Source organism: Neobacillus sp. SAB-20_R2A (assembly GCF_049568635.1).
Lineage (GTDB): Bacteria > Bacillota > Bacilli > Bacillales > Cytobacillaceae > Neobacillus > Neobacillus citreus.
Genome location: NZ_CP145895.1, coordinates 820,434 through 842,949, shown reverse-complemented (window position 1 = coordinate 842,949; position 22,516 = coordinate 820,434). Strand labels below are relative to the sequence as shown.

The following is a 22,516-nucleotide window of genomic DNA, read 5'->3' as shown; positions in this document are numbered from 1 at the left end:
TTTTCTGACATTATTAACCGAATAGTAATATCGGGAAATGATAGTTAGAAATTTATTAACTATTAGTATATTAAAACAATTTTTTATTTTCGTCTAGTATATTATTTTAATATTTCAGAAACTTGCGTATCTTATGGAAATGATAGTGTTTTCATGCGGAAAAACATAAGGAAAATGTGGGTGTCTTCCATAAATTACTTAAATTTGAATAATAAATTTTCGGATAAGAGTTATTTAAAAATTCAAAATAGAATAATAAAAAAAGAGGACGGTTCTTTTGGCCTTTGTGGCCTCTAGAACTGTCCCCCTGTTTATCCTCTATTTATCGATTTCTCCGTCTGCGCAGGAACGATGGAATATCCAGAGATTCTTCTTCTGGCTGTTCATAGTATCGTTCTGGTTCTGGTTCTGGTTGTTGTTGTTGTTGTTCGTAAACCGGCTCCTCGCGTTTTATTGGAGTGCGCCCGAATCTTTCTTCTCGCTGAAAGGTCCTTGTTGGCTGAGGGGCAGGCTGTTGAACTTCAGGCGCTTGCTCATCGAATCCTGTCGCAATGACCGTTACGATTATTTCATCCTTCAGGCTTTCGTTAATAACCGATCCAAAAATCATATTTAATTCCTCATGAGAAGCAGAAGCAACTAAATCGGCTGCCTCTTGAACTTCAAAAAGGCTTAAATTGGCTCCTCCGGTAATGTTCATGATGACACCCTGCGCTCCATTGATAGACGTTTCCAAGAGCGGACTATTTAAGGCCTTCTTGGCAGCTTCTGCAGCGCGATTATCCCCTTTTGCCACGCCAATTCCCATCAGGGCAGTGCCTTTATGGGACATGACCGTTTTTACGTCGGCAAAATCAAGGTTGATTAAACCAGGGACAGCGATTAAGTCGGAAATCCCCTGAACCCCCTGCCTAAGCACGTTATCAGCCTCGCGGAAAGCTTCGATCATCGGTGTTTTTCTATCGACGATTTCCAACAAGCGGTCGTTTGGAATAATAATTAACGTGTCCACCGCGTTTCTCATGGCGTTAATTCCATTCATGGCATTTACTGACCGCTTGTGACCTTCAAACTTGAAAGGACGGGTGACAACTCCAACAGTCAGGGCACCAATTTTTCGAGCAATCTTCGCTATTTCTGGCGCTGCCCCAGTGCCTGTCCCGCCGCCCATTCCGGCTGTAACGAAAACCATGTCTGCGCCTTCCAGTACTTCTTCAATCTGCTGTCTGCTTTCTTCCACTGCTCTTTTGCCGATTTCCGGATTGGCCCCCGCTCCTAAGCCTCGTGTCAAGGATGATCCAATTTGCATCGTAATCTCTGCTCTTGATTGGTGGAGTGCTTGTGCATCCGTATTGACAGCAATAAATTCCACACCGCCAACGCCATCCTCAATCATCCGGTTCACAGCATTGTTCCCTCCGCCGCCGACACCGATGACTTTAATCCTAGCAAATTGGTCCAAGCTTGGTTCAAAATTAAACATATTTATTCCTCCTCATTCATCCCATTTTCCTGCTTCATACTAATCATGGCTGCCCAAAAGGCCCCTATGTAATTGTCAGATCGATCTTTTTTTGTTCATAGTTATAATAGATTAGGAGTATGAGAAAGAAATTACCGCTGTTTTCTAGCAAACTTCCAGCAGACTCCAAATAGTTTATTTAATAGTCTACTTAACGATAATCTTATTGTCCAGTTAAGAATAGCCTATTTTCGTTAAAAGATTGAGGCATGGGGACGGTTCTCGTGTGTCATTCCTTGGGTGTCGGGGATGTGTCGGGGATGGTTCGGGGTAGGGAGCCAGTGCATGATTCCGCGGATATTCCGAAATCCCCAGAAATGATGCATAAGAACCGTCCCCATGCATCACAAGAAGAACCCTGGGCACTTCAAGCCCAGGGTTCTTCTAAAATTTTATTAATGCGACCCGCCAAACAGTTTTCCGACTCCATAGATTTTTTCAAATATCACTATAAATATCACAGATATGAAGATAACAATACTTGATACGGAGGCGACCATTGGATCATAGGAATCCTGCATATGGAAGAACAGTTCAAGCGGCAGGGTTCTCATATCGGTTGATACCATGAACAGCGAGACGGTGACGTTGTCAAACGAAATCAGGAAGGCAAACATCGCACCGGACAAAATCGCAGGACGGATAATCGGCAGCGTGATTTTCCAAAATACCACAAACGGATTAGCGCCAAGGACAGCCCCCGCCCTCTCCAGCGTATAATCAAAGCCGCTCAACCCCGTTAACACAAACCGTATCGCATAGGGCACACAAATGACAATATGGGCAATCAGAAAGCCGGTCGGCTTGCCCGCCAACAGCATTGGCGTAAAATATATCAATAATGCTGCCCCCAGCACCAAATGCGGGATGGTTAAAGGTGATGTAAGCAGTGATACGATAAAGGTTTTACCCGGCACATCATATTTGGCCAATGCCAGGCCTGCAATAGTACCAAGCAGCACAGAAAAGAACGCAGCCAGGAAGGCAAATTTCACACTATTGAAAAAGGCATCCATGTATTCAGGTCGGTCCAATATTTTTTCATACCACTGCAAGGAAAAGCCTTTTGGCGGAAACGTCGGGTAGCCTGCAGTGGTAAACGATGCTCCAATGGTCACAATGAGAGGAATCAGTAGAAAAATCAAACCTATCACAGTAACGGTAATTCTTACAGCCTTCATTATCGGAACACCTCCTTGAACTTCCTTTCAAAAATCCTTGAAAAAATCGTAACAGAAATTAACGTAACCCCGAGCAAGATATAAGAGATTGCCGAACCGAAAGTCCACCGGAATAACGTATTGATTTGCTCATAAATCACGATCGGAAGAACCGGCACATTCGCGCCACCCATTAACGCTGGCGTTACGTACGAGCTCATCGACATACTAAAAACAAGAACAATTCCCGCCACAACACCCGGGAGACTCAGCGGCAGGGTAACCGTGAAAAAAGTTTTTAACGGACTTGCGCCTAAAATACTGCTTGCTTTTTCCAAAGATGGGTCAATATTGTACAAGCTTGTAGCAATCGACAGAACCATGAACGGCAGGAACGAGTTGGCTAAGCCGATGACGACCCCTGGTACGGAAAACAGAAGCTTTAACGGGGAATCAGTAATCCCAATCCCCATTAAAAATTGGTCAATAACGCCATTTGGCACAAGCAGTAAGTACCAGCCAAAGTTTCTGACAACCACGCTGATCAATAAGGGCGATGCCACAAGCAGTGTGAGGTAGCCCCTCACCCGCGCCGAGCTTTTCGCCATTGTCAAAGCAATGGGGTAGCCTAGGATAAGAGCGATGATAACCGCATAGACGCTCACCTTAATCGTCATCCAAAGCGATCTTAAAAAATAGGGGTCTGTAAAAAACGTCAGATAGTTGCCGATGCTGTAACTGGCATTGGAAACATCAAGCCCTTCCACTTCAATGAAGCTTAAATAAAACACATAAATCATCGGGACGACGAAAAATGCAAGAATAAATAAGAGCAGTGGTGCAAGAAGCAGCATCGCTGCCATGTATTTTCGAAAGACGTTTACTTTTCTTTTTGGTGCCAGTGGCAGTCCCGCGCTCATCTTTTGGTCAGGCGAATATCCGAGGTTTTCCATTCCACCAACACCTCCGTCCCTACCGTCCAGGAATTCTCAATCATTGGTCCGATAATTTGCACATGGTGCTGCCCCTTGACGGATACCTCAATTTCCCATTGTGAACCTAGATAGTTCATTTGCTTGATGACGGCCTTTTGCTGAACAAGATCAGTGTCAGCCACGCCCAGCCCTTGGTCAGCCGCCTTTATCGAGATTAATTCGGGCCGAATATACAGATTGACCGCATTGTGGACATGGAATGTCCGGTCCTTCCCAATGACATTTTCTTTTTTCGTTTTGATGACCCACCCCTCGTCAATTTCAACATCCATTTGGTCACCATCAATCTCTATAACTAAGCCTTCAAAACGATTCGACTTTCCGATAAACTGAAAAACAAATTCGGACTGTGGATTTTGATAGATTTCGGTCGGTGTGCCAATTTGCTCAATCTTTCCCTGGTTCATAACAACGATCCGGTCTGACATGGATAGGGCCTCGTCCTGGTCATGCGTTACAAAAATCGTGGTGACGCCGACCTCTTTTTGCAAACGCTTGATTTCCGCCCGAAGCTCATGGCGCAGTTTGGCATCTAGGTTACTTAGCGGCTCATCCAGCAGCAATAACTCTGGCTCCACAACCAACGCACGGGCAATCGCCACCCGCTGCCGCTGTCCGCCTGATAACTCCCGTGGGTACCGCTTTTCTAAGCCTGTCAATTTTACCAATTGTAGTGCTCTTTTAATTCTACCTTCCATTTCATCCTTTTTTAACTTCCTCAGCTTAAGGCCAAACACAAGATTTTCCTGCACGGTCATGTGCGGAAACAAAGAATACGTTTGAAACACCATCCCTAGGTCCCGTTTATAGGGAGGGACGCCATTCATCTTTTTTCCTTTTATATATAGTTCTCCCTCGTCCGGATCGAGGAACCCTGCAATCGCATTTAAAGTCGTAGTTTTGCCGCAGCCGGAGGGGCCAAGCAAGGTAAGAAGCTCACCTTGCTTGATATCCAAGTCAATATTCTGCAAAACGACATTTGTTCCAAATCTTTTACTGACACCGCGAATCATCACATCACTAGTAGTCATCTTCAATCCCTCCAATGTTCGTTGATGCTAATTACTTCTTCACCTTTTTCCCAAGCTCAGGAGTAACTTCTTTCGTCCACTTTTCGGTCCATTCCGGCTGGATTTTGGCTATACCGGCGAAATCAGGTTTATAGACAGGATCGCTATCTTTAAAGCCGATAATAGAATCGTAGTTTTCAGGTAGTTTTACACTTTTCACGACAGGATAGAAGGCAATTTCGGCAATCTTCTTCTGAGAATCCACTGTTACCATGAAATTAATAAAATCTTCAGCAGCCTTTTTGTTCGGAGAATTCTTCACGACTGTCGCGACGATCGCTTGCAATGGAGCCCCTTCTTTCGGGATCACCATTTTGACCGGAACACCGGCATCATGTAAGCCTGCGATCGTATAACTGGCTTGTACTGTCACAGCCGCGCCCTGCTGCATAGCCGGTTGAATCTGTGTAGAGTTTTTATAGAACGTATCGGAATATGCAGCTAATTCCTTACCTTTATCCATCCCAGGCTGCATATTTTCAATGCCACCGCCATTTGCTTTTGCCAAGCTCAAGAACATAGTAAATCCTGAATTGCTAGAGACATCAGGGAAAGCTGTCATCCCTTTATAATCAGAGCTGATCAGGTCATTCCAGGAACTGATTGCCTTCCAGCCTTTTTCTTTAAAAATATCCGTGTTATAGCCGACCGCAACGGAGTAGCCTAAGACAGGAACACTATGTTCATCAATTAAATACCGTTCATCAATGCTGTCTAAGCCTTTAATACTTTCCTTCGCGATGGCCTCAGTCAAGCCCTCTTCCTCAGCACGAACCGCTACAGGGGAATCATACATGGCGATATCGATTTGCGGGTTATCCTTTTGCAACTGGACTTTTGTTAAAATTTCATTGGAAGAACCGGCTACAAAATTAATCATAATACCATACTTTTCTTTAAACTTTGGCGCCAAATCATCACGGATTAACTTTTCAATTTTTCCACCATTGGCTGCAATCGTAATTTCTTTCGTCTCTGTCTTCGGTTCAGTTTTCGTACCGCTTTCCTTGCTTGTTTCTTTAGAAGAAGGGTTTGGAACACCACAGGCTGCCAGCATCATGACCATTAAAAGAATAACTATACTAAACATTCTTTTCATCGAAATTTCCCCCTATATCAGTTCTATTTTAAAAATTTATCTCGTTTCCAATAGGCAGCGAACGCTTACAAAAGTCAGTTCCTTCAAAAAATTCAGACTTTTTTTAAGCAAGAACTTCCCCATTTTGTAAAATTACTTTTCCATCTGCGATAACGGTAGGTTCTGTCATAATCAAATCATAATGACAAGCCGCTTTTACATTTCCCCCTAACGTAATATTGGTACCAATCCCGATATGCACGGAACCGAATACCCCTTCATCTTCAAGCATCGAGCCAATGAATTTACAGTTAGGGTTGAGACCAACGCCGATTTCCGCGATGTTATAAACATTCGGATCATTTTTTGAAGCCAAATTTTCAGCAAGCATGTCGGCCTGTTTACCGCCTGAAATGGAAACAATCATTCCATCTTCCACTTTGACTGTCACCGGTTGGTCGAGCAATCCAATCCCTATGTAAGGAATGCTGGCATTCGCCACGATGACGCCTTGGGCAGATCCTTCGATTGGTGAAACATTCGCTTCAACCGTTGGCACTGGAGCAAATTCACCCGGCTTGACCATACATGGCATGGCATTGGAGCGTCTTCCTGTCGCTGAAAGGGTCAAGTCTGTGCCATGCGGCGTTGTAAGCCTAATTTCATTTGCTCCCTCTAACGCGTTGGCAACGGCCCGGCAAATCGGTTCAACTGCTTTAAAATCAGCATGAACCCCGCCTTCAATAAGCATTTCATCATGAAACTGGGTGAGCATAATCCCTCTTGAACCTGCATCAACGGCATTGCGGACTGCACTAGTATGGGTAATAGAGGTATAGACCGCACTGATAAACACGTCACTTGCTTCCATGGCGGCGGCGATTGGTGCCGGCGGCTCCTGCCCATCTGAGGTCCGCGGCGGCATCATGGCCATTGTGGGCTCTGCCCCTGCAGCGACGACGGCTGCGGAAATGCTCTTGGCAATATTCATCATTTTTGGTTCTGTCACAATCAATACTTGTTCATTTGGTTGGACACCCGCGCACACTTCTACAATCGTTCGGGCCCCTTTACTCATCAGAATAGTTTTCATTTGATTCTCTCCCCTTTGCGATCATTGGATTAATAAAATTTCTATATTCTATAGAATTTTTATTTAAAAAAATATATTCTATAGAATTTATATTAATAAAAAGTGAGAGGTTGTTACTTCTCACGATTATCCCTTATTCAGGAGACTGGTTCCCCTTCTTTTTGGACAAGTTTTCTTGTTTGATATATTCGAGTCCATTTTGAATATGTACTCTCATCGCCTGTTCCGCTTTGTCCGCATTTTTCTCTTTCAGAGCATGGAAGATTTCCAGATGCTCTGCCTTGATTTTTTCCCTACGGCTTGAATTGTAGGCAGAAATATTGCGGTCATGATAAATCACGTCACTGACTAAACCCAAGAGCATCTTTAATTTCGCATTTCGTGCATACTCAATGATGACCGAGTGCAGTTCGGAATTTAACCGGACAATTTCGGTTTCATTTTCTGCCTCGAAGGATTGTTCGAGCAATATCCGCATCTTTTCAATCCCCTGTTCATCTATATTCTCGACCGCAAGCCTAATCGCCAGTGTCTCCAATGCTTCCCGGCATTGATACGATTCCTTCACTTCCTCATCGGAAAAGCTTTGGATGACGACCCCTTTCCAAGGGACGATTTTCACCAAACCTTCTGCGGCCAAGCGGCGAAATGCTTCACGAACTGGTGTTGGACTCACCTTCATTTGTTTCGCCACTTCTGTCTCGGTTAATCTGCTGCCTGCCTGCAAATCACCTTTTATAATAGCGGCCTTTAAATTCTCATAGATCCTAACATTTAAAGGCTGCCTCTCCACCGATTCTACTTTTGAAAGATCCAAGTAACCCTGGCTCAACTGCTTCACCTCTCTGTATGTATCCGTTTTCAGATAATTCTTAAATACATTATTATTTTTGGGCTTATAATTTGTCAATACAATATTCTATAGAATATTGAATATTTTTTATTTTTATTATTTTATAAAAATAACACCAAATATCATTATATTATTTTACAATAAAAACCGTCTTTAAAAACAGACGGTTTAATATTTTTGAATCCCTTTGAAATTTGAAATGTTTCCTCTTTTATCTTTCAAAGAGCAGCTGGAATAGACCAGCCGCCAGCCAAAACGAAAAGTCTTTTCGTTTCATCTACTTAACCTAACGGATTTTCCCCGAAACGCTCCCATAATTGCGGGAACATCTCCATGAGATCATCCTCGTCTTCCCAATCAAATTCAATGTCTCTATTTTGGTCCAGACCTCTTTCGTCCAGCAAGTCTAACATTTCGTCATACAAATCCCCGTCCCAGTCCTCGGGATCCCCGTCCTTTTTCAAGGTGTAGGCATCAAATCCAATATTCAAGAATTCCTCATTTTCCGGAACGCCTTCTTCTCCCAAATTTTCATCGGAGATATAGTTAGCCAAGAACTCGGGATTTTCTAGTGTTTGTTCAAAAACAAACCTGCCCTGCGAAATAAGCCAGCCTCGAAAATAATCGAAAGCATCATCTGAACATCCTCCCATAATAAGGTAGGCCGCTCCCCAAAGTCGTGATTGATAGCTTTCATTCATGTAGCTTCGGAAAATAAACTCATAATCCGGTATTTCGCTGTCTTCTTTATTGCATAATGCCTCTGTCAGCCATTGTACCTGGTCTTCTTTAAACGTCTTTGATTGCTCTATTAAATTCCAAAATTGTATTTTGTCCATTTCAATCCCTCCAAGATAAACAGCCTTTGCAACAGTTGTATTCTCGGTGGAGGCAATGAAATCCTGCTCGTTTTTACTCCTTCTTTAGGACATTACCGCCTGATTTTTTGCTAGATTTGTCCTTTAGACCGTTTCTTAAAGACCGAATAGAGATTCATAATAACACGGATGGACATTTTTAAAAATTTTAGAAGAATAATGGTATTATTACATATGGAATTTGATTTTTGCGGTGCCGGACCTGGCCCGTGTTAGCAGTAAAACAAATTACTTCTCTCAGGCGCTTTTTTTTAAAGTGTGTTTTTTAAAAGATGGCTTTATTTCAGCAATTAAGATGGCCATCATAATGAGCATAGCTCCCATAATCATACGACCAGTCAATACTTCATGTAAAAATAAAACAGACAACACCATTCCGAAAAATGATTCTGTTGATAAAATAATGGATGCCTTTGTAGCGGTTGTAAATTGAAGTGCCCTATTTTGTGTAAGATAGGCAATCGTTGTTGAAAACACCGCTAAGTACAAAATCGAATACATTCCTTCTCCCTCAATCGTCGGCGGTATATCACCTTGGATGAACACCGAGACTACACTTAACAGAGATGCTGTGATGAATTGTACTATCGTCAGTGAAATGGTATCTTCCTTTTGGACAAAAAGATTGGTGTAAAAAATATTAAAAGCAAAGGCTATTGCACACCCAAGTGATAAGGCGTCGCCTATATTGATTCTCATAGAGCTTTGCATGGATAAAAGACCAATGCCTACTATAGCTATGAATGAACCGAGCATTTCAAATCGATCAATTCTTCGCTTATAAATGAGGTAAGCAATAATCGGCACAATGACAACATTGACGGCAGTCAAAAATGCATTTTTAGATGGTGTCGTATATTGCAAACCAATCGTTTGTAAAGCAAATCCCAGATATAAAAAGGTTCCTAGAATAGCACCTTTCCTCACGACAGCTTTTGTAAATTTTTTAAATTTGTAGCCAAAAAGCACTGTAAGTAAAATTGTAGCTAAAACAAATCTACCTGCCATCACCTGATAAGCAGTAAAATATTTTAGTGCAATATCGGTTACAACAAATCCGCTGCCCCAAATTATTGCTGTTATGAGCAGCATTCCATCACCTATATATTGTTTCAACTCTTTCCCTCCCTGACTATAACCAAGGATATCACAAGAAGAAATACAATAGTTTGATTGCATTTCTAAACTTTTTAGCTTATTTTTGGAATGATTCCAATCTGCTTTCGTTTGCTCAATCAGAAAAAGCTGTCAAATCGACAGCTCCGACCTTAAACTTTTCCCCCCGTTCGTCAAAAAAGTTGACTTTGCTTTCCCAGCAGATCACCAGTTAGGATAATTTTATCCTGTAAAACTGGCCGTTAATTTAGAGTACTCCTTCTATTTTTGATTTTATTTGTTCTATATAATGGAGTCCACGAAGAGAGTCTACTTTTTTTCCATCTTTAAATATCACAAGCGTGGGGATTCCTTGAACTTCATATTTTGCAGTCAGGTCTGATTCTTTATCAGTGTCAACCTTTGCGATTGAAATGTTATCTCCCCATTCCAATGATAACTCCTCTAGAATGGGCTCCTGGATACGGCATGGCGGACACCATTTAGCACCAAACTCAACCAGTGTAATCCCTTTTTCAATTTCTTTATTAAAATTATGAAAATCTAATTCTTTAATCAACTGTAAAACCTCCCTCTAATTTCCACCATCAATACGGGTACGTTCTTCCTTAATTGAGGTTATCCGTTCAATTAAATTAGAGCGAATCATAGAAAGCAGCTGAATTTGATGATCCAGCTCATGCAGTTTTTCTTCGTAGATTGGGAGAATTTCATTACAGAAAGCTTCTTTGTTCTTCAAGACACAATTCAAAAAACCTGAGATTTGCTCAATCGTGAGTCCCAAATTTAAATAAAACTTAATGGTGTTCACTTGTTCTACTGCCAAATCATGATATTCACGATATCCGTTTGCTAAGCGTATAGGGCTTAAAATACCTTGTTCTTCGTAGTACCGTAATGAACGAACACTCACCCCAGTTAACCTAGATAACTCACCAATTTTCATTGGGGAACCCCCCTTCTTAATGATGTTATGGTTATTATAAACCCTCACATTAATGTTAAGGTCAATGTTTTTTTAGAAAAAAACATAAGGATTTTTAAGGAAAGCACCCGTTAATGGAATGCTATTATGATCTTGCATAAAACCATCTGCCTCCCAATAAACTTCATTTAAACTATACACTGAGTTTACAAGGCTTTAATAATCAGATGTTATGATTGGTTTACCAACGAATGAGGAGGCAGATTAAATGAATGTGCGTGCAATATTTATTGATATGGATGGTACACTTCTAAAGGCCTCAAACAACATTTCCTACAGAAATATGGAAGCCATTTATAGGCTCATGAATCAGGGGGTCAAGGTCTTTCTAGCTACTGGACGACACTATGAAGTGACTGCTCCCTACCATAAAGAAATTGGATTAGGAACTCCAATGATCTGTTTGAATGGTGCCGCTATCCACGATGGACAAACAGGAAAAGCTATACAAATGCAAACCGTTCGAGTGGACGAAGCACGATTTCACCAGCTAACCGCCGAAAATCCTTTTAATGTTATTGTTCATACAGCAAATGGGCTTTATTGTAAGGAAACTAATGAAGAAATTGATTATTGGACAAAAGTTGGGCAAATTCCGCCACGATATATTGGAGATTTAAGACAGGCAAATTACAAGGATGTACTGAAATATAGTGTTCTAACAGGTGCACCAAGCCCGAAATTTTCTGCTTTGTTTAAAAAGGAAGCAGAAGTCATCGATTGGAATAATGGATTTGAATTGCTTGCTCCTAATGTTTCCAAATGGTCTGCTATAAAAAGCTTACTTCGCGCTTATCGAATTAGCCCAAAGGAGGCCGTAGCCATTGGAGACGGACCAAATGATATAGAAATGCTTCGTCATGTTGGTACTGGTGTTGCAATGGGGAACGCTGGCGAAGAGGTAAAAGCAGCAGCTGATTTCGTGACTGGACACCACGAAAAAGATGGATTAGCAGAATTTATAGAACGTTATCTTCATAAAGCATACGTGGTTTGATGCATGGGTGGTTCTGGTTTGATGCATGGGGACGGTTCTCTTGTCTCATTTCGTTTTGATGCATATTTCGGTCCTGGCTCAGGGTTCCGTACGGTGCTTGATTATGTATAGTTCAGTTCTAAAAAAAGCGGCCGAAATGATGCATAAGAACCGTCCCCATGCCTCACCCATTAGTGAATGTCCTTTTTCTTAAAGCGGCCGCCGTGAACTGCGGATACGTCTGTGGCAATGATGAATGCTTGGGGATCTATTTCTCTAATGATGTCTTTCATTTTTGTTTCTTCCAGCCTTGTGAAGACGCATAGAATAACGCGTTTGTCCTCACCGCTATAGGAGCCCTCTCCGTGCAGATAGGTCACTCCCCGGCCTAGCCGCTCAGTGATAGCATCTGCTATCTCATCGGTATTGTCACTTATTATATACACGGATTTCATGTCATCCAATCCCTTAACCACAACGTCAATGGTCCGGAAAGCAATATAGTATGTAAGCATTGAAAATAAAGCATTTTCGATAGAGAATACAAAGGCTGCAACCGAGAAGATAATCACGTTTACAAACATGATAATTTCTCCCACAGTAAATGGTACCCTCTTTTCAACTAGAATGGCCAACGTTTCTGTACCATCTAACACTCCGCCATTTCTGATGGTTAAACCTACTCCTAAACCTAATATTAACCCTCCGAAAACAACAGCTAGCAATTCATTATTTACGATTGGTTTTACATGATGCATGAAAGAAGTCGCCACAGATAAAGCTATAATCCCATATAACATGCTAATCGCAAAGGTTTTCCCAATCTGTTTATAGCCTAAGAAAAAGAACGGCAGGTTTAGAATAACCAAGAAAATACTAAGGTTAAAGGATGTCACATGGCTCAATATCATGGATAAGCCCGTTACGCCTCCGTCAATCATATTGTTTGGAATTAACACAGCCTCTAACCCATAAGCCATAATGATGGCACCAACCGTAATAAATAAACCCCTTTTCACAATATTTCTTGCCGTTAACCGTTTATGATTTGCTTTCTTTTTTTCCGCATATGTACTCATACAATTCCCCCTCTATTTTTGATGCATGGATGATGCACGGGGACCGTTCTCCTGCCTCATCCATATAGCTCAATAAAACTCCTACTGCTAGGCCTCTGGACAATCACAAGCCTTTCTTCCAAATAAAATGGAGAAAGGACGGTGATTTAAAATGGCAAACTCACTCAATATAAGTCAATTTAAGGTACAAGCACTATCCAACAATGCCAACGTAAATTTTAGCGGAACCACTCAAAACAGCCATACTTCTAATAATATCATAATCGGCGGCAATTTTAGTTTCGGCGATGGCTCTTCAAACACATTCACAAATATTAATTATGGCAATATAACCGTTCCGAATGAAAACACAGGCCAAGATTCTTAGGTAAACGAACATCGCGTTTTTGTTTAGGATTTGTATTAAACAATGTTTGATGCATGGGGGCACATATTTCTGAAAACATCTAAATTGATGCATGAGAACCGTCCCCTTGCCTCATTCTCAAACTAAAAAGGCTTTACTCCTTATTGAAGTAAAGCCTGTTTATTATTCCTTTGTAGTCCGAGAAACTGATGCATGAGAACCGTCCCTCTGTCCCTTTTTATACCCTATATATAGAATCAAAAACCAAATTGGCGCTACGTATAAGGCTATTCGCATTTCTGGGATAAATGCCATTAAGATGATGACAAGTGCTAGAAACGTTAGGGCTAAATAGGTTGACAATGGATAGAACGGAATTTTAAATGCTAGTTTGTCTATTTCTTTTTCTGTTTTTGATTGCCTGAACTTTAATTGTGCTATCAGGATAATCGTCCAGCTAGTGATAACCGCAACTGTGGCAACAGAAGAAATATACAAGAATACTTTTTCAGGGACGATATAATTCAAAACTACTGCCACCAATAAAATGAATGACGAGAAAAGGACGCCGCGTCTCGGACTGCCACTCTTGCTAAGCTTTCCGAAATATTGCGGACCGTTATTTTGCAATGATAAGTTATATAGCATCCTTCCCGAACTGAATAACCCACTATTAAAAGCAGATAATGCTGCTGTTATGACGACAAAGTTAATAATATCGGCGGCACCTGGAATGCCAACTTTGTCAAAAATCAATACAAACGGGCTTCCCTTCGTGCCAATCTCATTCCATGGATATAGAACCATCATGATACCTAATGCACCAATATAAAAAATCAGTATCCTCCAGACGACATTGTTGATGGCTGATGGAATCGACTTTTCAGGATTTTTTGCCTCACCTGCTGTAATTCCAACCAATTCTACTCCGCCAAATGAAAACATAACAAGAACCAATGACATTAAAATACCTTTGATTCCGTTTGGCACAAATCCCCCATGAGTCCAAAGGTTTTCAAAAGCGATCGGTTGACCTCCATTGCCGAAGCCGAAAAGAATAATTCCTAACCCAAGAAGAATCATTCCAATAATGGCGACCACTTTAACCAGCGCAAACCAAAATTCAAACTCTCCAAATGCTTTTACATTGGCCAGATTGATTAATGTAATCACGACAAGTACCACCAGTGCTGTCAGCCATTGCGGAATATCTGGAAACCAGTAATTCACATAGACGCCGGCCACCGTTATTTCAGCCATTCCAACGACAACCCACATAAACCAATAGGTCCACCCGGTGAAGTAACCTGCAAACGGCCCTAAATATCGATGGGCGTATGAACTAAACGAGCCCGAAACCGGCTCGTCCACTGCCATTTCCCCCAGCGCTCTCATGATCGTGAAAATAACCAAGCCTCCGACTAAATATGAGAACAAAACGGATGGACCAGCCATTTGAATGGTGGCACTTGAGCCATAAAACAGCCCAACCCCAATCGCACCCCCAAGCGCAATTAACTGGATATGCCTATTATCTAAACCTCGCTGCAAATTCTCACTTTGATGATTTTTCCCCAACCCTTACTCCTCCTAGCTTTATGCCTCTACTAACTCGATTCCTATTCATTTCTACTACCTTCTTTTAAGAGATTATAATTATTTAAGAATTTTCCAGCAATGATGCGAATTAACGCTTTACTGTTTTAAATTACAAAAGTTTTTGGAAAATAATCATTAGCTGAGTCAGTGGAAAGTGTTTTTAACCTCTTAGCCTTGCCGTTATATTATTTATTTTTATTGGCTAAAATTAAACATAAAAGTAAAAAAGAGGATTCTGATGTATTTACTGTTAGTTGTAGGGGTTTATATCATCTTTGCAAAGGTATTTGTAGACTGGAAGAGGTGGAGGGAATTCTATCCGACTGTCCAATTCTATATTATTTGCAATTTGCTTTATAATTTTCTCTTTTATCAACACACCTTATGGAGATATAAGGCTGTTACTCTTCCCTGGTTAAACCATACTCTGATAGAAATTACCTTTTCTTTATTCATCGTCCCTATTGTGTTATTCATCTACCTGCAGTATTTTCCCAAAGGAAAGAAGAAATACGTCTATCTTGGTTTTTGGGTCACCTATTTTTCGGTTATTGAATTAATTTTTGAGAAAAAGGGATTATTCGTATATGAAAACGGATGGAACCTATGGTGGTCAATCCTATTTAATCTCATTACCTTTACCATCATTCGAGTTCATCATAAAAACCCAATTACCGCTTTCATAATCTCTTTCCCGATCATAGTGGTTCTTTTACTACTCTTTCATCCATCACTAGCAGAAATGAAATAGGAGGTAAACAGGATGGAAACCCTATCTACTCCTATATTTTTAATTCTCCTTACAGTCATTTACTTATCTATGGCCTTGTTTTTAAAACTACAAGGTAAGAAGAAAAAATGATGCATGGGGACGGTTCTACTGCCTCATCCTAACGTGCAATTTTCAGAAGATGTTCGTTTATAATGCAAGTGCTACCTATTTCTGAAAACACAAGAATTGATGCATAAGAACCGTCCCCATGCATCACCCTTGCCTAAAAAAAAGGCTGCTCAAGGGCGTTGTTGCTTTGCCGTGTTGAGTCAGCCTTTTTGTTTTATTCGTGATTTTATCGTAATGTTTTTAGTGCTCCGCTCCATGCAAGGACTTCTTCAAGCATGGCGTTTACATTGTTGAGATGTAGTTCTTGTGGTTTAAATTCAGATCCATTTACAAAGTCTGTGAACAAGCTCAAGGTTGGATGTGTGCGGACATCCGCGACTTTTTGTTCGGCAAGAATTCCACGCAAATGTTCTGCTGCACGAGCACCACCAGTGGATCCATAACTTACAATACCAGCTGCTTTGTTGTACCAAGCTTCACGAGCAAAATCGATCGCGTTTTTTAACGCTCCAGTAATACTGTGGTTGTATTCTTGAACGATGAATACAAATCCATCAAGGCTTGCCAATTTCTCATTCCAAGCAGCAATGCCTGGTTCTGATCCATCAGTAGTTCCTAAGAAAGGAAGATTAAAGTCGGCAATATCGACGATTTCATAGTTCGCATCGCCGCGCTTATCAGCAATTCCTTTTACCCATTCTCCAACCTGCGGGCTTACACGACCTTGGCGTGTGCTGCCTAAGATAATTCCAATGTTTAATTTTTCAGTTGTCACGGTTATTTCCTCCTTAGTTTGTTTCCCAAATAGTTTGTCTATAAAGCCCATTTTCATTTACACCCCTAAAATTTTTATTTACTTGTTTCTCTTCGAACGATTGGCGCTACTTCTGTCGCCAACAATTCTATTCCTTCAGCTATTTTCTTAAATGGAATACCGCCTATATCAATTTGCGCCATAAACCGCCGATGCCCAAAAAGTTCGTGTTGTCGAAGGATTTTCTCCACAATCTGTTGCGGGCTTCCCACAAACAAGGCGGTATCCGGACCTGTCATATGTTCAAAATCTGATTTTGATATTTTTCCGCTTGTCATCCCACGCTGGCGGTTTACATGATACCAGTAGTTGGAATAGTAAGGGTAAAATTCATCCTTGGCCTGCTGAGTTGTCTTTGAAATATATCCGTGGCCTGTAACGCCTACCTTTAATTTTTCCAAATCATGCCCCGCAGCAATTCCCGCATTACGGTACAGTTCTACTAGTGGCTTGAATCGTACAGGGTCGCCGCCTAGTATAGCCAAAGCCATCCCAACACCTAACCTGCCGGCACGGGCCGCACTTTCAGGCGTCCCCCCTACACCAATCCAAATGGGAATCTGGTTTTGGAAAGGCCGCGGAGCAATTTCAGCATTTTTTAAAGAGGAACGAAAGTGGCCATTCCATGTAATTCGCTCGTTTTCATTTAGCTTTAAAAATAAATCGATATTCTCAGAGAACAAGGCGTCATAGTCATTGATGTCATACCCGAAAAGAGGGAAGGATTCTACGAATGCCCCGCGCCCTGCCATGATTTCTGCCCTTCCTTCTGAAAGCAAATCCAGTGTAGCAAAGTCTTCAAAAAGGCGAACAGGATCAACTGTGCTTAATACAGTCGTAGTACTTGTCAATTTAATTCGTTTGGTTTTTTGGGCAATGGCGGACAATACGACCGGAACGGCAGACGTGGCATAGTCTAAGCGGTGATGTTCACCCACTCCGAACACATCGAGCCCGGCTTCGTCGGCAAGTGTAGCCGCAGCCATGATTTCCTTTATTCTTTGCCCTGCACTGATCGTTTGACCAGTATTAGGATCTATGCATATATCACCAAGTGTATAGAGGCCAATTTCTATTCCAGTATTTCTTTCCTGTCCCATAACAGCTAATTCCTCCAGTTATGATGAAAAATTTTTCATACTTTCAGGATGATGCGGTTACCTGAAGGATCAGAAGTAATGAACGAACCATTTTCTTCAGCAACAGATGCTCCAATACTCTTCAGTTGATTTATTATATTATTTCTCTTTTCCTCATTTGCCAGCATGAGTGTAAATGTTTCAAGCCCAACACTATTAGGAGCAGGTGCAGGCGCGCCTACGCCATTCCAGGTATTTAAGCCAATATGGTGATGGTATTTCCCATCGGAAATGAAAAGTGCCTGGCTGCCAAATCGGTTTACCACTTCAAATCCAAGACCTTTGATATAAAATTCTTCTGTCTTTTTTAATTCGGAAACATGTAAATGGATATGTCCCATCACAGTCTCCGCCGGCAGCCCTTCCCAAGCTGGCTGTTTACCGCCAGAAAGCAGGTCGGAGAAATTCAACGGGTCAACCGTCATTGCTACTTCTCCGTTTTTCCAATTCCATTCGGAAGGGTCGCGGTCGATATAAATTTCAATTCCATTTCCATCAGGGTCAGATAAATAAAGAGCTTCGCTCACAAGATGATCGGACGAACCGAACCGCAAGCCGATTTCTGCAAAATGCTGCACGATTCTGGCCAAATCTGAACGATTCGGTAGAAGAAGAGCATAATGATACAATCCTGTCGTTTTTCCCTGCTTAGGAATAATGTTCTCTGGTTGCTGTATGGATAATAAAACGGTCTTTCCATCAGCAGTAAGGCTAGCGGACCTTTCGGTTTGTTCCAATACCTTAAAACCAATCACTTGTTGATAAAAAGCTAATGAACGTTGTAAATTTTCCACCTTTAGGTTCACTTGGCCTACAAATGTAATAGGTTCACGATGAAAATTCATTTTAAACGCCTCCTTTTAATCAGCTTTCTCTAAAAGACCAAGAAGCTATCTATTGTTAAAAACACAATTTATTAGTTAGTTACTTTATGTAAGTAAGTATATTGCGATAAGTTAATAGTGTCAAGTTATTAATTTATAAAAAAGAATTTAATTATTTTTAAATATGTTTATAATAATTAGTAAGGAGTTGATTCAATTGGATAAATCGATTTGTCCTCGCTTTGAAAAGGCCATGGGATTATTGAGCCAAAGATGGACTGGTATGATTATTTACCAACTTTTATCTGGTCCGCAGCGATTTTGCACCATCGAATCTTCCATTGGTGTAAGCGGAAGAGTGCTCTCAGAAAGGTTAAAGGATTTGGAAAATGAGGGAATCGTAAAACGGGAAGTCTTCCCAGAAACTCCAGTCCGAATCGAATATTCCCTAACCGACAAAGGCCAAGCACTAAAACCACTCATGAACAGCATAGAAGACTGGTCACAAAACTGGTTGTGATGCATGGGGACGGTTCTTTTGCCTCAAATATTTTTCTCGAAAAACAGAATACAAAACCTATAAAAAAGGGCAGACTTCCACTATTAATTGTAATGGGAGTCTGCCCTTTTTATTGATGCATAGGGACGGTTCTTCTGCCTCATCCTGCAATCCGCCCATCTTTGCCGTGTTTGTGCTGGGTGAGTGCGAAAACTTCTCAAAACACCTGAAATGATGCATAAGAACCGTCCCCTTGCCTCAATTTAACAATATGAAAAAAATGAATATTTAGGAGAGAATTATGGAGTTTAAACCAACGGCTGGAGAGGTTTCGAATATTTGGCGATACATTATTGGGAATCAGGCACATCTTTGTTTCCTTGAGCATTGGATTCCTCACGCGGAAGATGAAGACCTTAAAATGATATTACAACGCTCTAAGGATCTAGCACACCAAATTGTTAATGACGGTTCAGAACTGTATGTAAGAGCTGGTTTTCCTCAACCAATTGGGTTTACTATTAAAAAAGATGTCATTCCAGATGCACCTAGATTAATGTCTGATAAACTGGTGCTTTTCGTACTTCAGACCCTCTCTGAATATGGAGTATATGGCTACGGATTAACAATAGGGAAAACTGAAACACCTGAAGTTCTTGCCTATATAAAAAATTGCCTTTTTAATTCGACTGAACTGTACCAAACCATTACAGAAGCAATCCATAAAAAGGGGTACCAGCATCAACCTGCCTTTATTGCCCCACCTAAACAGTCTGAATTTGTTCAAAAACAATCCTTCCTAGCAGGTTGGTGGGGAGAACAACGCCCCGTAAGTGCCATCGAAATTGATAGCCTAATCTATAGTCTTCGAGGAGTTATGTTAGCAAAAATAATGCTTATAGCATTTTCTCAAATTGCAAAAGATCCGAAGGTTCAAAAGTATTGTAAAAGAGGGAAGGAATTAGCAGCAAAGCGCGTGGAGAAACTCCAATCTCTAAATGCAACCGAGAACTTGCCTTTTTTAGCTACATATGAATCTGAAATAACAGACTCCTCCACTTCGCCATTTTCAGATCAATTAATTATGTTTGAAGCCCTATCTCTTGTCGAAATCGCCATTAGCAGGTACGGAAACGCCTTAAGTGTCGTTGCAAGAAGAGATTTAAGCGCTATGTTAGCCTCCTACATCGTGGAAACGGGTACCTTCCTAGATGATGGACTAAGTCTAATGATTGAAAAAAAATGGTTCGAACAGCCTCCAATGGCTACCGAACGTAACTCATGATGCATGGGGCATGATGCATGGGGACGGTTCTTATGCCTCAAATTTTTTCGGAAATTCCAGAGTGGAAACCAATAAACAAAGGGGTAGACTTCCGCTACTTCATAGTAATGGGAGTCTGCCCCTCTGTGTTTACTAATTAATACTTACTTTCCATCAATTTAATCCGCTCGTAAAGCTCTTTATTGACCGGCGTCGGAATTCCAAATTTCTTCCCTAATTCCAAAACCGTGCCAGAGAATAAATCCACTTCACTGAATCGTTTTGCTTCAACATCTTGAGCCATTGATGGTTTTCCTTCAGGACTCAATGTGCCCAGCACGGTTAACCAATAGTCTAAATCTGCCTCCGTTAAATGGACTCCTTCTTTCTCAGACAGTGCAATGACCTCACGCATAGCAGCAATCATCGTATCTCTTGCTTGTCCTTCCCGCTGTATTTCACCATAGTCGCTCCTGTAAACAGCAACCGTTTGATTCACACCTACATTGAGCATGAATTTGCCCCATAATCTCTTCTTCATATCTGTGTCTACCTGATAAGGGAGTTCCATTTTATCAAAAAATGCCGCTACACTCTTGACCTTATCTGAAAACACCCCAATTTCCCGGTCTCCAAAACAGATCATTCCCTTATTGGCATACGTTAGCTCATTTCCAACTTTTACGGCGTCCATACCTTGTGCGACACTATATAGGATTTTATCCATCCCAAACGCTTTGCCAATAACAGCCTCACTGCTGATGCCATTTAGCAGTGATAAAATGATGGTGTTTTCTCCGACATGATTTCTTGTAGCTTGGATTGAAGCTTCCAACCCATCGTATTTCACTGCAAAAATCAATAAATCGGCAGGTTCGCATTTTTCCTCAGGTGTTACATACTGGAATTCACAGCGTTCACCATTACAATAAACCCCGTCAGTTTGATATCTCACAATTCGATCCTGATCGGCAATAATCCTTAATTCATTCTTTGGCATTTTCTTGGTCAAATGATGGCCAAACAAAATCCCTAAAGCCCCTAATCCAATAATCGATACCTTTTTTATTTCCATGACAGCCTTAATTCCTTTCTCATTATGATGCATGGGGACGGTTCTGCTGCCTCATTCCGCGATCCGACCCAAGGTCCGCATTCGGTATATGTTGCAATATACTTCCGAACGAAACCCACTGAATTGATGCACAAGAACCGTCCCCTTGCCTCAATTTATTTTGTAATACAATATTTGCGGTCTAACCATTTGGAGATGCTGAGTGCAGCGACTCCGACAATTAGGTATAGAAAGCCTCCAACTTCTATTACATATCCAAAGTTAGGAATAAGTCTAGGGAGAAAAACCATACCGAGTATGGATAGTGTCATAATGAAAGATAATAAGGCAAAATCTTTCACTTTATTGGATACTTTGTAAATAGATTGTCGCAGCCATTTTAAGATTAGAACCACATCAAGGAAAATGATACAAGCAACGATTATAAACGTAACAATGGCTGTCCCGACATACACTGTCTGATCGCTATTTTTAAAATAGTGGATAATAATGTCTCCTATCCCATTCACTACAGCTAATAAGCCTGCCAGCTTCACTAACAAAAAGACTATAAAATAGGCTGTGCTTTTCCCCGGTTCTTTAGGTAACTGCTTGATCATTTCATCACAGTAAGCAGATGGATTCTCTCCAAATATATCCACAGCTCGTTTTCCTTCTTTCTGTGCCTCAATGATATGATCTAAAAGCTCCATTAATAATTCTTCTGATTGCTGCTCCGAAACGGCCATACTCGCTCGAATATAAACGAGCATATTACCGTAATATTCTTCATTTTCTTTCGTCAATTCTTTTCGTTTTCGATTATTTAGTTCAATCAACTCTTTAGCGTCCATCCATAAACCCCCTATTTAACAATTGATCTACAGGTTTCTGAATATTTTCCCATTCCTCTCGAAATTCAGCTATTGCCTTTTCCCCTTGAATAGTAAGTTGGTAGTATTTCCGTTTAGGACCTGTTGGGGAGGCGCGCATTTCACCTTTAATTAACCCCTCCTTTTGGAGCCGAAGCAAAATGGGATAAATGGATCCTTCACTTACATCATTCAAGCCAAATTGTTGAAGTTTCTGTGATAGTTCATATCCATAAACCGTTTCTTTTTCAATAATTGATAAAATACATCCTTCTAAAATCCCTTTTAATAATTGGCTTCTTAGAGACATAAACGTTTCGTCCTTATCACTATATTGTAATGCAAGATACCGCGTATTAATTTAGCTACCTTGCAAAACAAGATAGCACGATATTAACATAACCTATTTTTGGTAATCGGTCAAGTCTTGATTCATAGAGAGAGCACATCCACGGGACA

General features: G+C 41.0%; 24 protein-coding genes. 5 read left to right on the top strand and 19 right to left on the bottom strand.

What is annotated here, in order from left to right:
- Positions 1–322 precede the first annotated feature (322 nt).
- The 11 genes from ftsZ to V5M37_RS04105 all read right to left on the bottom strand — a co-directional run bounded on the left by ftsZ (position 323) and on the right by V5M37_RS04105 (position 10,711).
- The gene (gene ftsZ, locus V5M37_RS04155; protein WP_423800893.1) at positions 323–1,483 is read right to left on the bottom strand and encodes a cell division protein FtsZ; all 1,161 of its coding nucleotides are present in this window, start codon (positions 1,481–1,483) and stop codon (positions 323–325) included.
- A 434-nt stretch (positions 1,484–1,917) separates the two neighbouring features.
- Positions 1,918–2,703 (bottom strand): ABC transporter permease, encoded by a 786-nt coding sequence (locus V5M37_RS04150; protein WP_423800892.1) that lies wholly within the window; start codon positions 2,701–2,703, stop codon positions 1,918–1,920.
- Positions 2,703–3,635 carry an ABC transporter permease gene (locus tag V5M37_RS04145; RefSeq protein WP_423800891.1) on the bottom strand — a complete coding sequence of 311 codons (933 nt, stop codon included), beginning with the start codon at positions 3,633–3,635 and terminating at the stop codon, positions 2,703–2,705. Before V5M37_RS04145 ends, V5M37_RS04150 begins: the two co-directional genes overlap by 1 nt.
- Positions 3,599–4,708 carry an ABC transporter ATP-binding protein gene (locus V5M37_RS04140; protein ID WP_423800890.1) on the bottom strand — a complete coding sequence of 370 codons (1,110 nt, stop codon included), beginning with the start codon at positions 4,706–4,708 and terminating at the stop codon, positions 3,599–3,601. The genes V5M37_RS04145 and V5M37_RS04140 overlap by 37 nt, the downstream gene beginning before the upstream one ends.
- A 31-nt stretch (positions 4,709–4,739) precedes the next feature.
- Positions 4,740–5,846 (bottom strand): extracellular solute-binding protein, encoded by a 1,107-nt coding sequence (locus V5M37_RS04135; protein WP_423800889.1) that lies wholly within the window; start codon positions 5,844–5,846, stop codon positions 4,740–4,742.
- 103 nt (positions 5,847–5,949) lie between these two features.
- Positions 5,950–6,918 carry an aminopeptidase gene (locus tag V5M37_RS04130; RefSeq protein ID WP_423800888.1) on the bottom strand — a complete coding sequence of 323 codons (969 nt, stop codon included), beginning with the start codon at positions 6,916–6,918 and terminating at the stop codon, positions 5,950–5,952.
- A 133-nt stretch (positions 6,919–7,051) separates the two neighbouring features.
- Positions 7,052–7,750 carry a GntR family transcriptional regulator gene (locus tag V5M37_RS04125; RefSeq protein WP_423800887.1) on the bottom strand — a complete coding sequence of 233 codons (699 nt, stop codon included), beginning with the start codon at positions 7,748–7,750 and terminating at the stop codon, positions 7,052–7,054.
- 302 nt (positions 7,751–8,052) lie between these two features.
- Positions 8,053–8,610: a DUF4240 domain-containing protein gene (locus tag V5M37_RS04120; protein ID WP_423800886.1), complete on the bottom strand. Its 558-nt coding sequence runs from the start codon at positions 8,608–8,610 to the stop codon at positions 8,053–8,055.
- Positions 8,611–8,886: 276 nt separating this feature from the next.
- Positions 8,887–9,765 carry a DMT family transporter gene (locus V5M37_RS04115; protein WP_423800885.1) on the bottom strand — a complete coding sequence of 293 codons (879 nt, stop codon included), beginning with the start codon at positions 9,763–9,765 and terminating at the stop codon, positions 8,887–8,889.
- A gap of 247 nt (positions 9,766–10,012) precedes the next feature.
- A complete protein-coding gene (locus V5M37_RS04110; RefSeq protein WP_423800884.1) occupies positions 10,013–10,324 on the bottom strand; it encodes a thioredoxin family protein in 312 nt (103 codons plus the stop codon).
- A 15-nt stretch (positions 10,325–10,339) separates the two neighbouring features.
- Positions 10,340–10,711 carry a MerR family transcriptional regulator gene (locus V5M37_RS04105; protein ID WP_423800883.1) on the bottom strand — a complete coding sequence of 124 codons (372 nt, stop codon included), beginning with the start codon at positions 10,709–10,711 and terminating at the stop codon, positions 10,340–10,342.
- 247 nt (positions 10,712–10,958) lie between these two features.
- Between V5M37_RS04105 and V5M37_RS04100 the strand changes: the two genes are divergently transcribed.
- Positions 10,959–11,747, top strand: coding sequence for an HAD family hydrolase (locus V5M37_RS04100; protein WP_423800882.1), 789 nt, complete (start codon positions 10,959–10,961; stop codon positions 11,745–11,747).
- A gap of 170 nt (positions 11,748–11,917) precedes the next feature.
- Here the strand turns inward: V5M37_RS04100 and V5M37_RS04095 are convergent, their stop codons facing one another.
- Positions 11,918–12,805, bottom strand: a complete 888-nt coding sequence (locus V5M37_RS04095) for a YitT family protein (protein WP_423800881.1) — start codon at positions 12,803–12,805, stop codon at positions 11,918–11,920.
- A gap of 151 nt (positions 12,806–12,956) precedes the next feature.
- Here V5M37_RS04095 and V5M37_RS04090 point away from each other — a divergent pair, with 151 nt between their 5' ends.
- Positions 12,957–13,172 carry a hypothetical protein gene (locus V5M37_RS04090; RefSeq protein WP_423800880.1) on the top strand — a complete coding sequence of 72 codons (216 nt, stop codon included), beginning with the start codon at positions 12,957–12,959 and terminating at the stop codon, positions 13,170–13,172.
- 162 nt (positions 13,173–13,334) lie between these two features.
- Here V5M37_RS04090 and V5M37_RS04085 read toward each other — a convergent pair whose 3' ends face one another.
- Positions 13,335–14,729, bottom strand: a complete 1,395-nt coding sequence (locus V5M37_RS04085) for an amino acid permease (RefSeq protein ID WP_423800879.1) — start codon at positions 14,727–14,729, stop codon at positions 13,335–13,337.
- Between the two features lie 259 nt (positions 14,730–14,988).
- On the opposite strand from V5M37_RS04085, the gene V5M37_RS04080 reads away from it, so the two are divergent.
- Positions 14,989–15,501, top strand: a complete 513-nt coding sequence (locus V5M37_RS04080) for a CBO0543 family protein (RefSeq protein WP_423800878.1) — start codon at positions 14,989–14,991, stop codon at positions 15,499–15,501.
- 316 nt (positions 15,502–15,817) lie between these two features.
- Here the strand turns inward: V5M37_RS04080 and V5M37_RS04075 are convergent, their stop codons facing one another.
- From V5M37_RS04075 to V5M37_RS04065, 3 genes are read right to left on the bottom strand one after another with little or no spacing between them, the layout of a single operon-like run.
- The gene (locus V5M37_RS04075; RefSeq protein WP_423802569.1) at positions 15,818–16,417 is read right to left on the bottom strand and encodes an NADPH-dependent FMN reductase; all 600 of its coding nucleotides are present in this window, start codon (positions 16,415–16,417) and stop codon (positions 15,818–15,820) included.
- Between the two features lie 23 nt (positions 16,418–16,440).
- Entirely contained in the window at positions 16,441–17,505 is a 1,065-nt protein-coding gene (locus V5M37_RS04070) for an LLM class flavin-dependent oxidoreductase (RefSeq protein WP_423800877.1), read from the bottom strand.
- Between the two features lie 35 nt (positions 17,506–17,540).
- The gene (locus tag V5M37_RS04065) at positions 17,541–18,389 is read right to left on the bottom strand and encodes a VOC family protein (protein WP_423800876.1); all 849 of its coding nucleotides are present in this window, start codon (positions 18,387–18,389) and stop codon (positions 17,541–17,543) included.
- Between the two features lie 196 nt (positions 18,390–18,585).
- On the opposite strand from V5M37_RS04065, the gene V5M37_RS04060 reads away from it, so the two are divergent.
- Together V5M37_RS04060 and V5M37_RS04055 are read left to right on the top strand one after the other, a co-directional pair.
- Entirely contained in the window at positions 18,586–18,888 is a 303-nt protein-coding gene (locus V5M37_RS04060) for a winged helix-turn-helix transcriptional regulator (RefSeq protein WP_277398168.1), read from the top strand.
- A gap of 280 nt (positions 18,889–19,168) precedes the next feature.
- On the top strand, positions 19,169–20,152 hold the full coding sequence (locus tag V5M37_RS04055; protein WP_423800875.1) for a DUF3231 family protein: 984 nt from the start codon (positions 19,169–19,171) through the stop codon (positions 20,150–20,152).
- 136 nt (positions 20,153–20,288) lie between these two features.
- On the opposite strand, the gene V5M37_RS04050 is transcribed toward V5M37_RS04055, so the two are convergent.
- The 3 genes from V5M37_RS04050 to V5M37_RS04040 all read right to left on the bottom strand — a co-directional run bounded on the left by V5M37_RS04050 (position 20,289) and on the right by V5M37_RS04040 (position 22,367).
- Positions 20,289–21,206 (bottom strand): ketopantoate reductase family protein, encoded by a 918-nt coding sequence (locus V5M37_RS04050; RefSeq protein ID WP_423802568.1) that lies wholly within the window; start codon positions 21,204–21,206, stop codon positions 20,289–20,291.
- A gap of 155 nt (positions 21,207–21,361) precedes the next feature.
- Positions 21,362–22,039 carry a DUF1129 family protein gene (locus tag V5M37_RS04045; RefSeq protein WP_423800874.1) on the bottom strand — a complete coding sequence of 226 codons (678 nt, stop codon included), beginning with the start codon at positions 22,037–22,039 and terminating at the stop codon, positions 21,362–21,364.
- Complete coding sequence (locus tag V5M37_RS04040; RefSeq protein ID WP_423800873.1) at positions 22,029–22,367, bottom strand: PadR family transcriptional regulator; 339 nt, start codon at positions 22,365–22,367, stop codon at positions 22,029–22,031. Before V5M37_RS04040 ends, V5M37_RS04045 begins: the two co-directional genes overlap by 11 nt.
- Positions 22,368–22,516 lie beyond the last annotated feature (149 nt).

What these genes read in the sequence shown, in the direction of transcription:
- ftsZ (WP_423800893.1), bottom strand. Translation starts at nt 1,483, where the DNA reads ATGTTTAATTTTGAACCAAGCTTGGACCAATTTGCTAGGATTAAAGTC.
- V5M37_RS04150 (WP_423800892.1), bottom strand. Translation starts at nt 2,703, where the DNA reads ATGAAGGCTGTAAGAATTACCGTTACTGTGATAGGTTTGATTTTTCTA.
- V5M37_RS04145 (WP_423800891.1), bottom strand. Translation starts at nt 3,635, where the DNA reads ATGGAAAACCTCGGATATTCGCCTGACCAAAAGATGAGCGCGGGACTG.
- V5M37_RS04140 (WP_423800890.1), bottom strand. Translation starts at nt 4,708, where the DNA reads ATGACTACTAGTGATGTGATGATTCGCGGTGTCAGTAAAAGATTTGGA.
- V5M37_RS04135 (WP_423800889.1), bottom strand. Translation starts at nt 5,846, where the DNA reads ATGAAAAGAATGTTTAGTATAGTTATTCTTTTAATGGTCATGATGCTG.
- V5M37_RS04130 (WP_423800888.1), bottom strand. Translation starts at nt 6,918, where the DNA reads ATGAAAACTATTCTGATGAGTAAAGGGGCCCGAACGATTGTAGAAGTG.
- V5M37_RS04120 (WP_423800886.1), bottom strand. Translation starts at nt 8,610, where the DNA reads ATGGACAAAATACAATTTTGGAATTTAATAGAGCAATCAAAGACGTTT.
- V5M37_RS04105 (WP_423800883.1), bottom strand. Translation starts at nt 10,711, where the DNA reads ATGAAAATTGGTGAGTTATCTAGGTTAACTGGGGTGAGTGTTCGTTCA.
- V5M37_RS04100 (WP_423800882.1), top strand. Translation starts at nt 10,959, where the DNA reads ATGAATGTGCGTGCAATATTTATTGATATGGATGGTACACTTCTAAAG.
- V5M37_RS04095 (WP_423800881.1), bottom strand. Translation starts at nt 12,805, where the DNA reads ATGAGTACATATGCGGAAAAAAAGAAAGCAAATCATAAACGGTTAACG.
- V5M37_RS04090 (WP_423800880.1), top strand. Translation starts at nt 12,957, where the DNA reads ATGGCAAACTCACTCAATATAAGTCAATTTAAGGTACAAGCACTATCC.
- V5M37_RS04080 (WP_423800878.1), top strand. Translation starts at nt 14,989, where the DNA reads ATGTATTTACTGTTAGTTGTAGGGGTTTATATCATCTTTGCAAAGGTA.
- V5M37_RS04075 (WP_423802569.1), bottom strand. Translation starts at nt 16,417, where the DNA reads ATGGGCTTTATAGACAAACTATTTGGGAAACAAACTAAGGAGGAAATA.
- V5M37_RS04070 (WP_423800877.1), bottom strand. Translation starts at nt 17,505, where the DNA reads ATGGGACAGGAAAGAAATACTGGAATAGAAATTGGCCTCTATACACTT.
- V5M37_RS04065 (WP_423800876.1), bottom strand. Translation starts at nt 18,389, where the DNA reads ATGAATTTTCATCGTGAACCTATTACATTTGTAGGCCAAGTGAACCTA.
- V5M37_RS04055 (WP_423800875.1), top strand. Translation starts at nt 19,169, where the DNA reads ATGGAGTTTAAACCAACGGCTGGAGAGGTTTCGAATATTTGGCGATAC.
- V5M37_RS04050 (WP_423802568.1), bottom strand. Translation starts at nt 21,206, where the DNA reads ATGGAAATAAAAAAGGTATCGATTATTGGATTAGGGGCTTTAGGGATT.
- V5M37_RS04045 (WP_423800874.1), bottom strand. Translation starts at nt 22,039, where the DNA reads ATGGACGCTAAAGAGTTGATTGAACTAAATAATCGAAAACGAAAAGAA.
- V5M37_RS04040 (WP_423800873.1), bottom strand. Translation starts at nt 22,367, where the DNA reads ATGTCTCTAAGAAGCCAATTATTAAAAGGGATTTTAGAAGGATGTATT.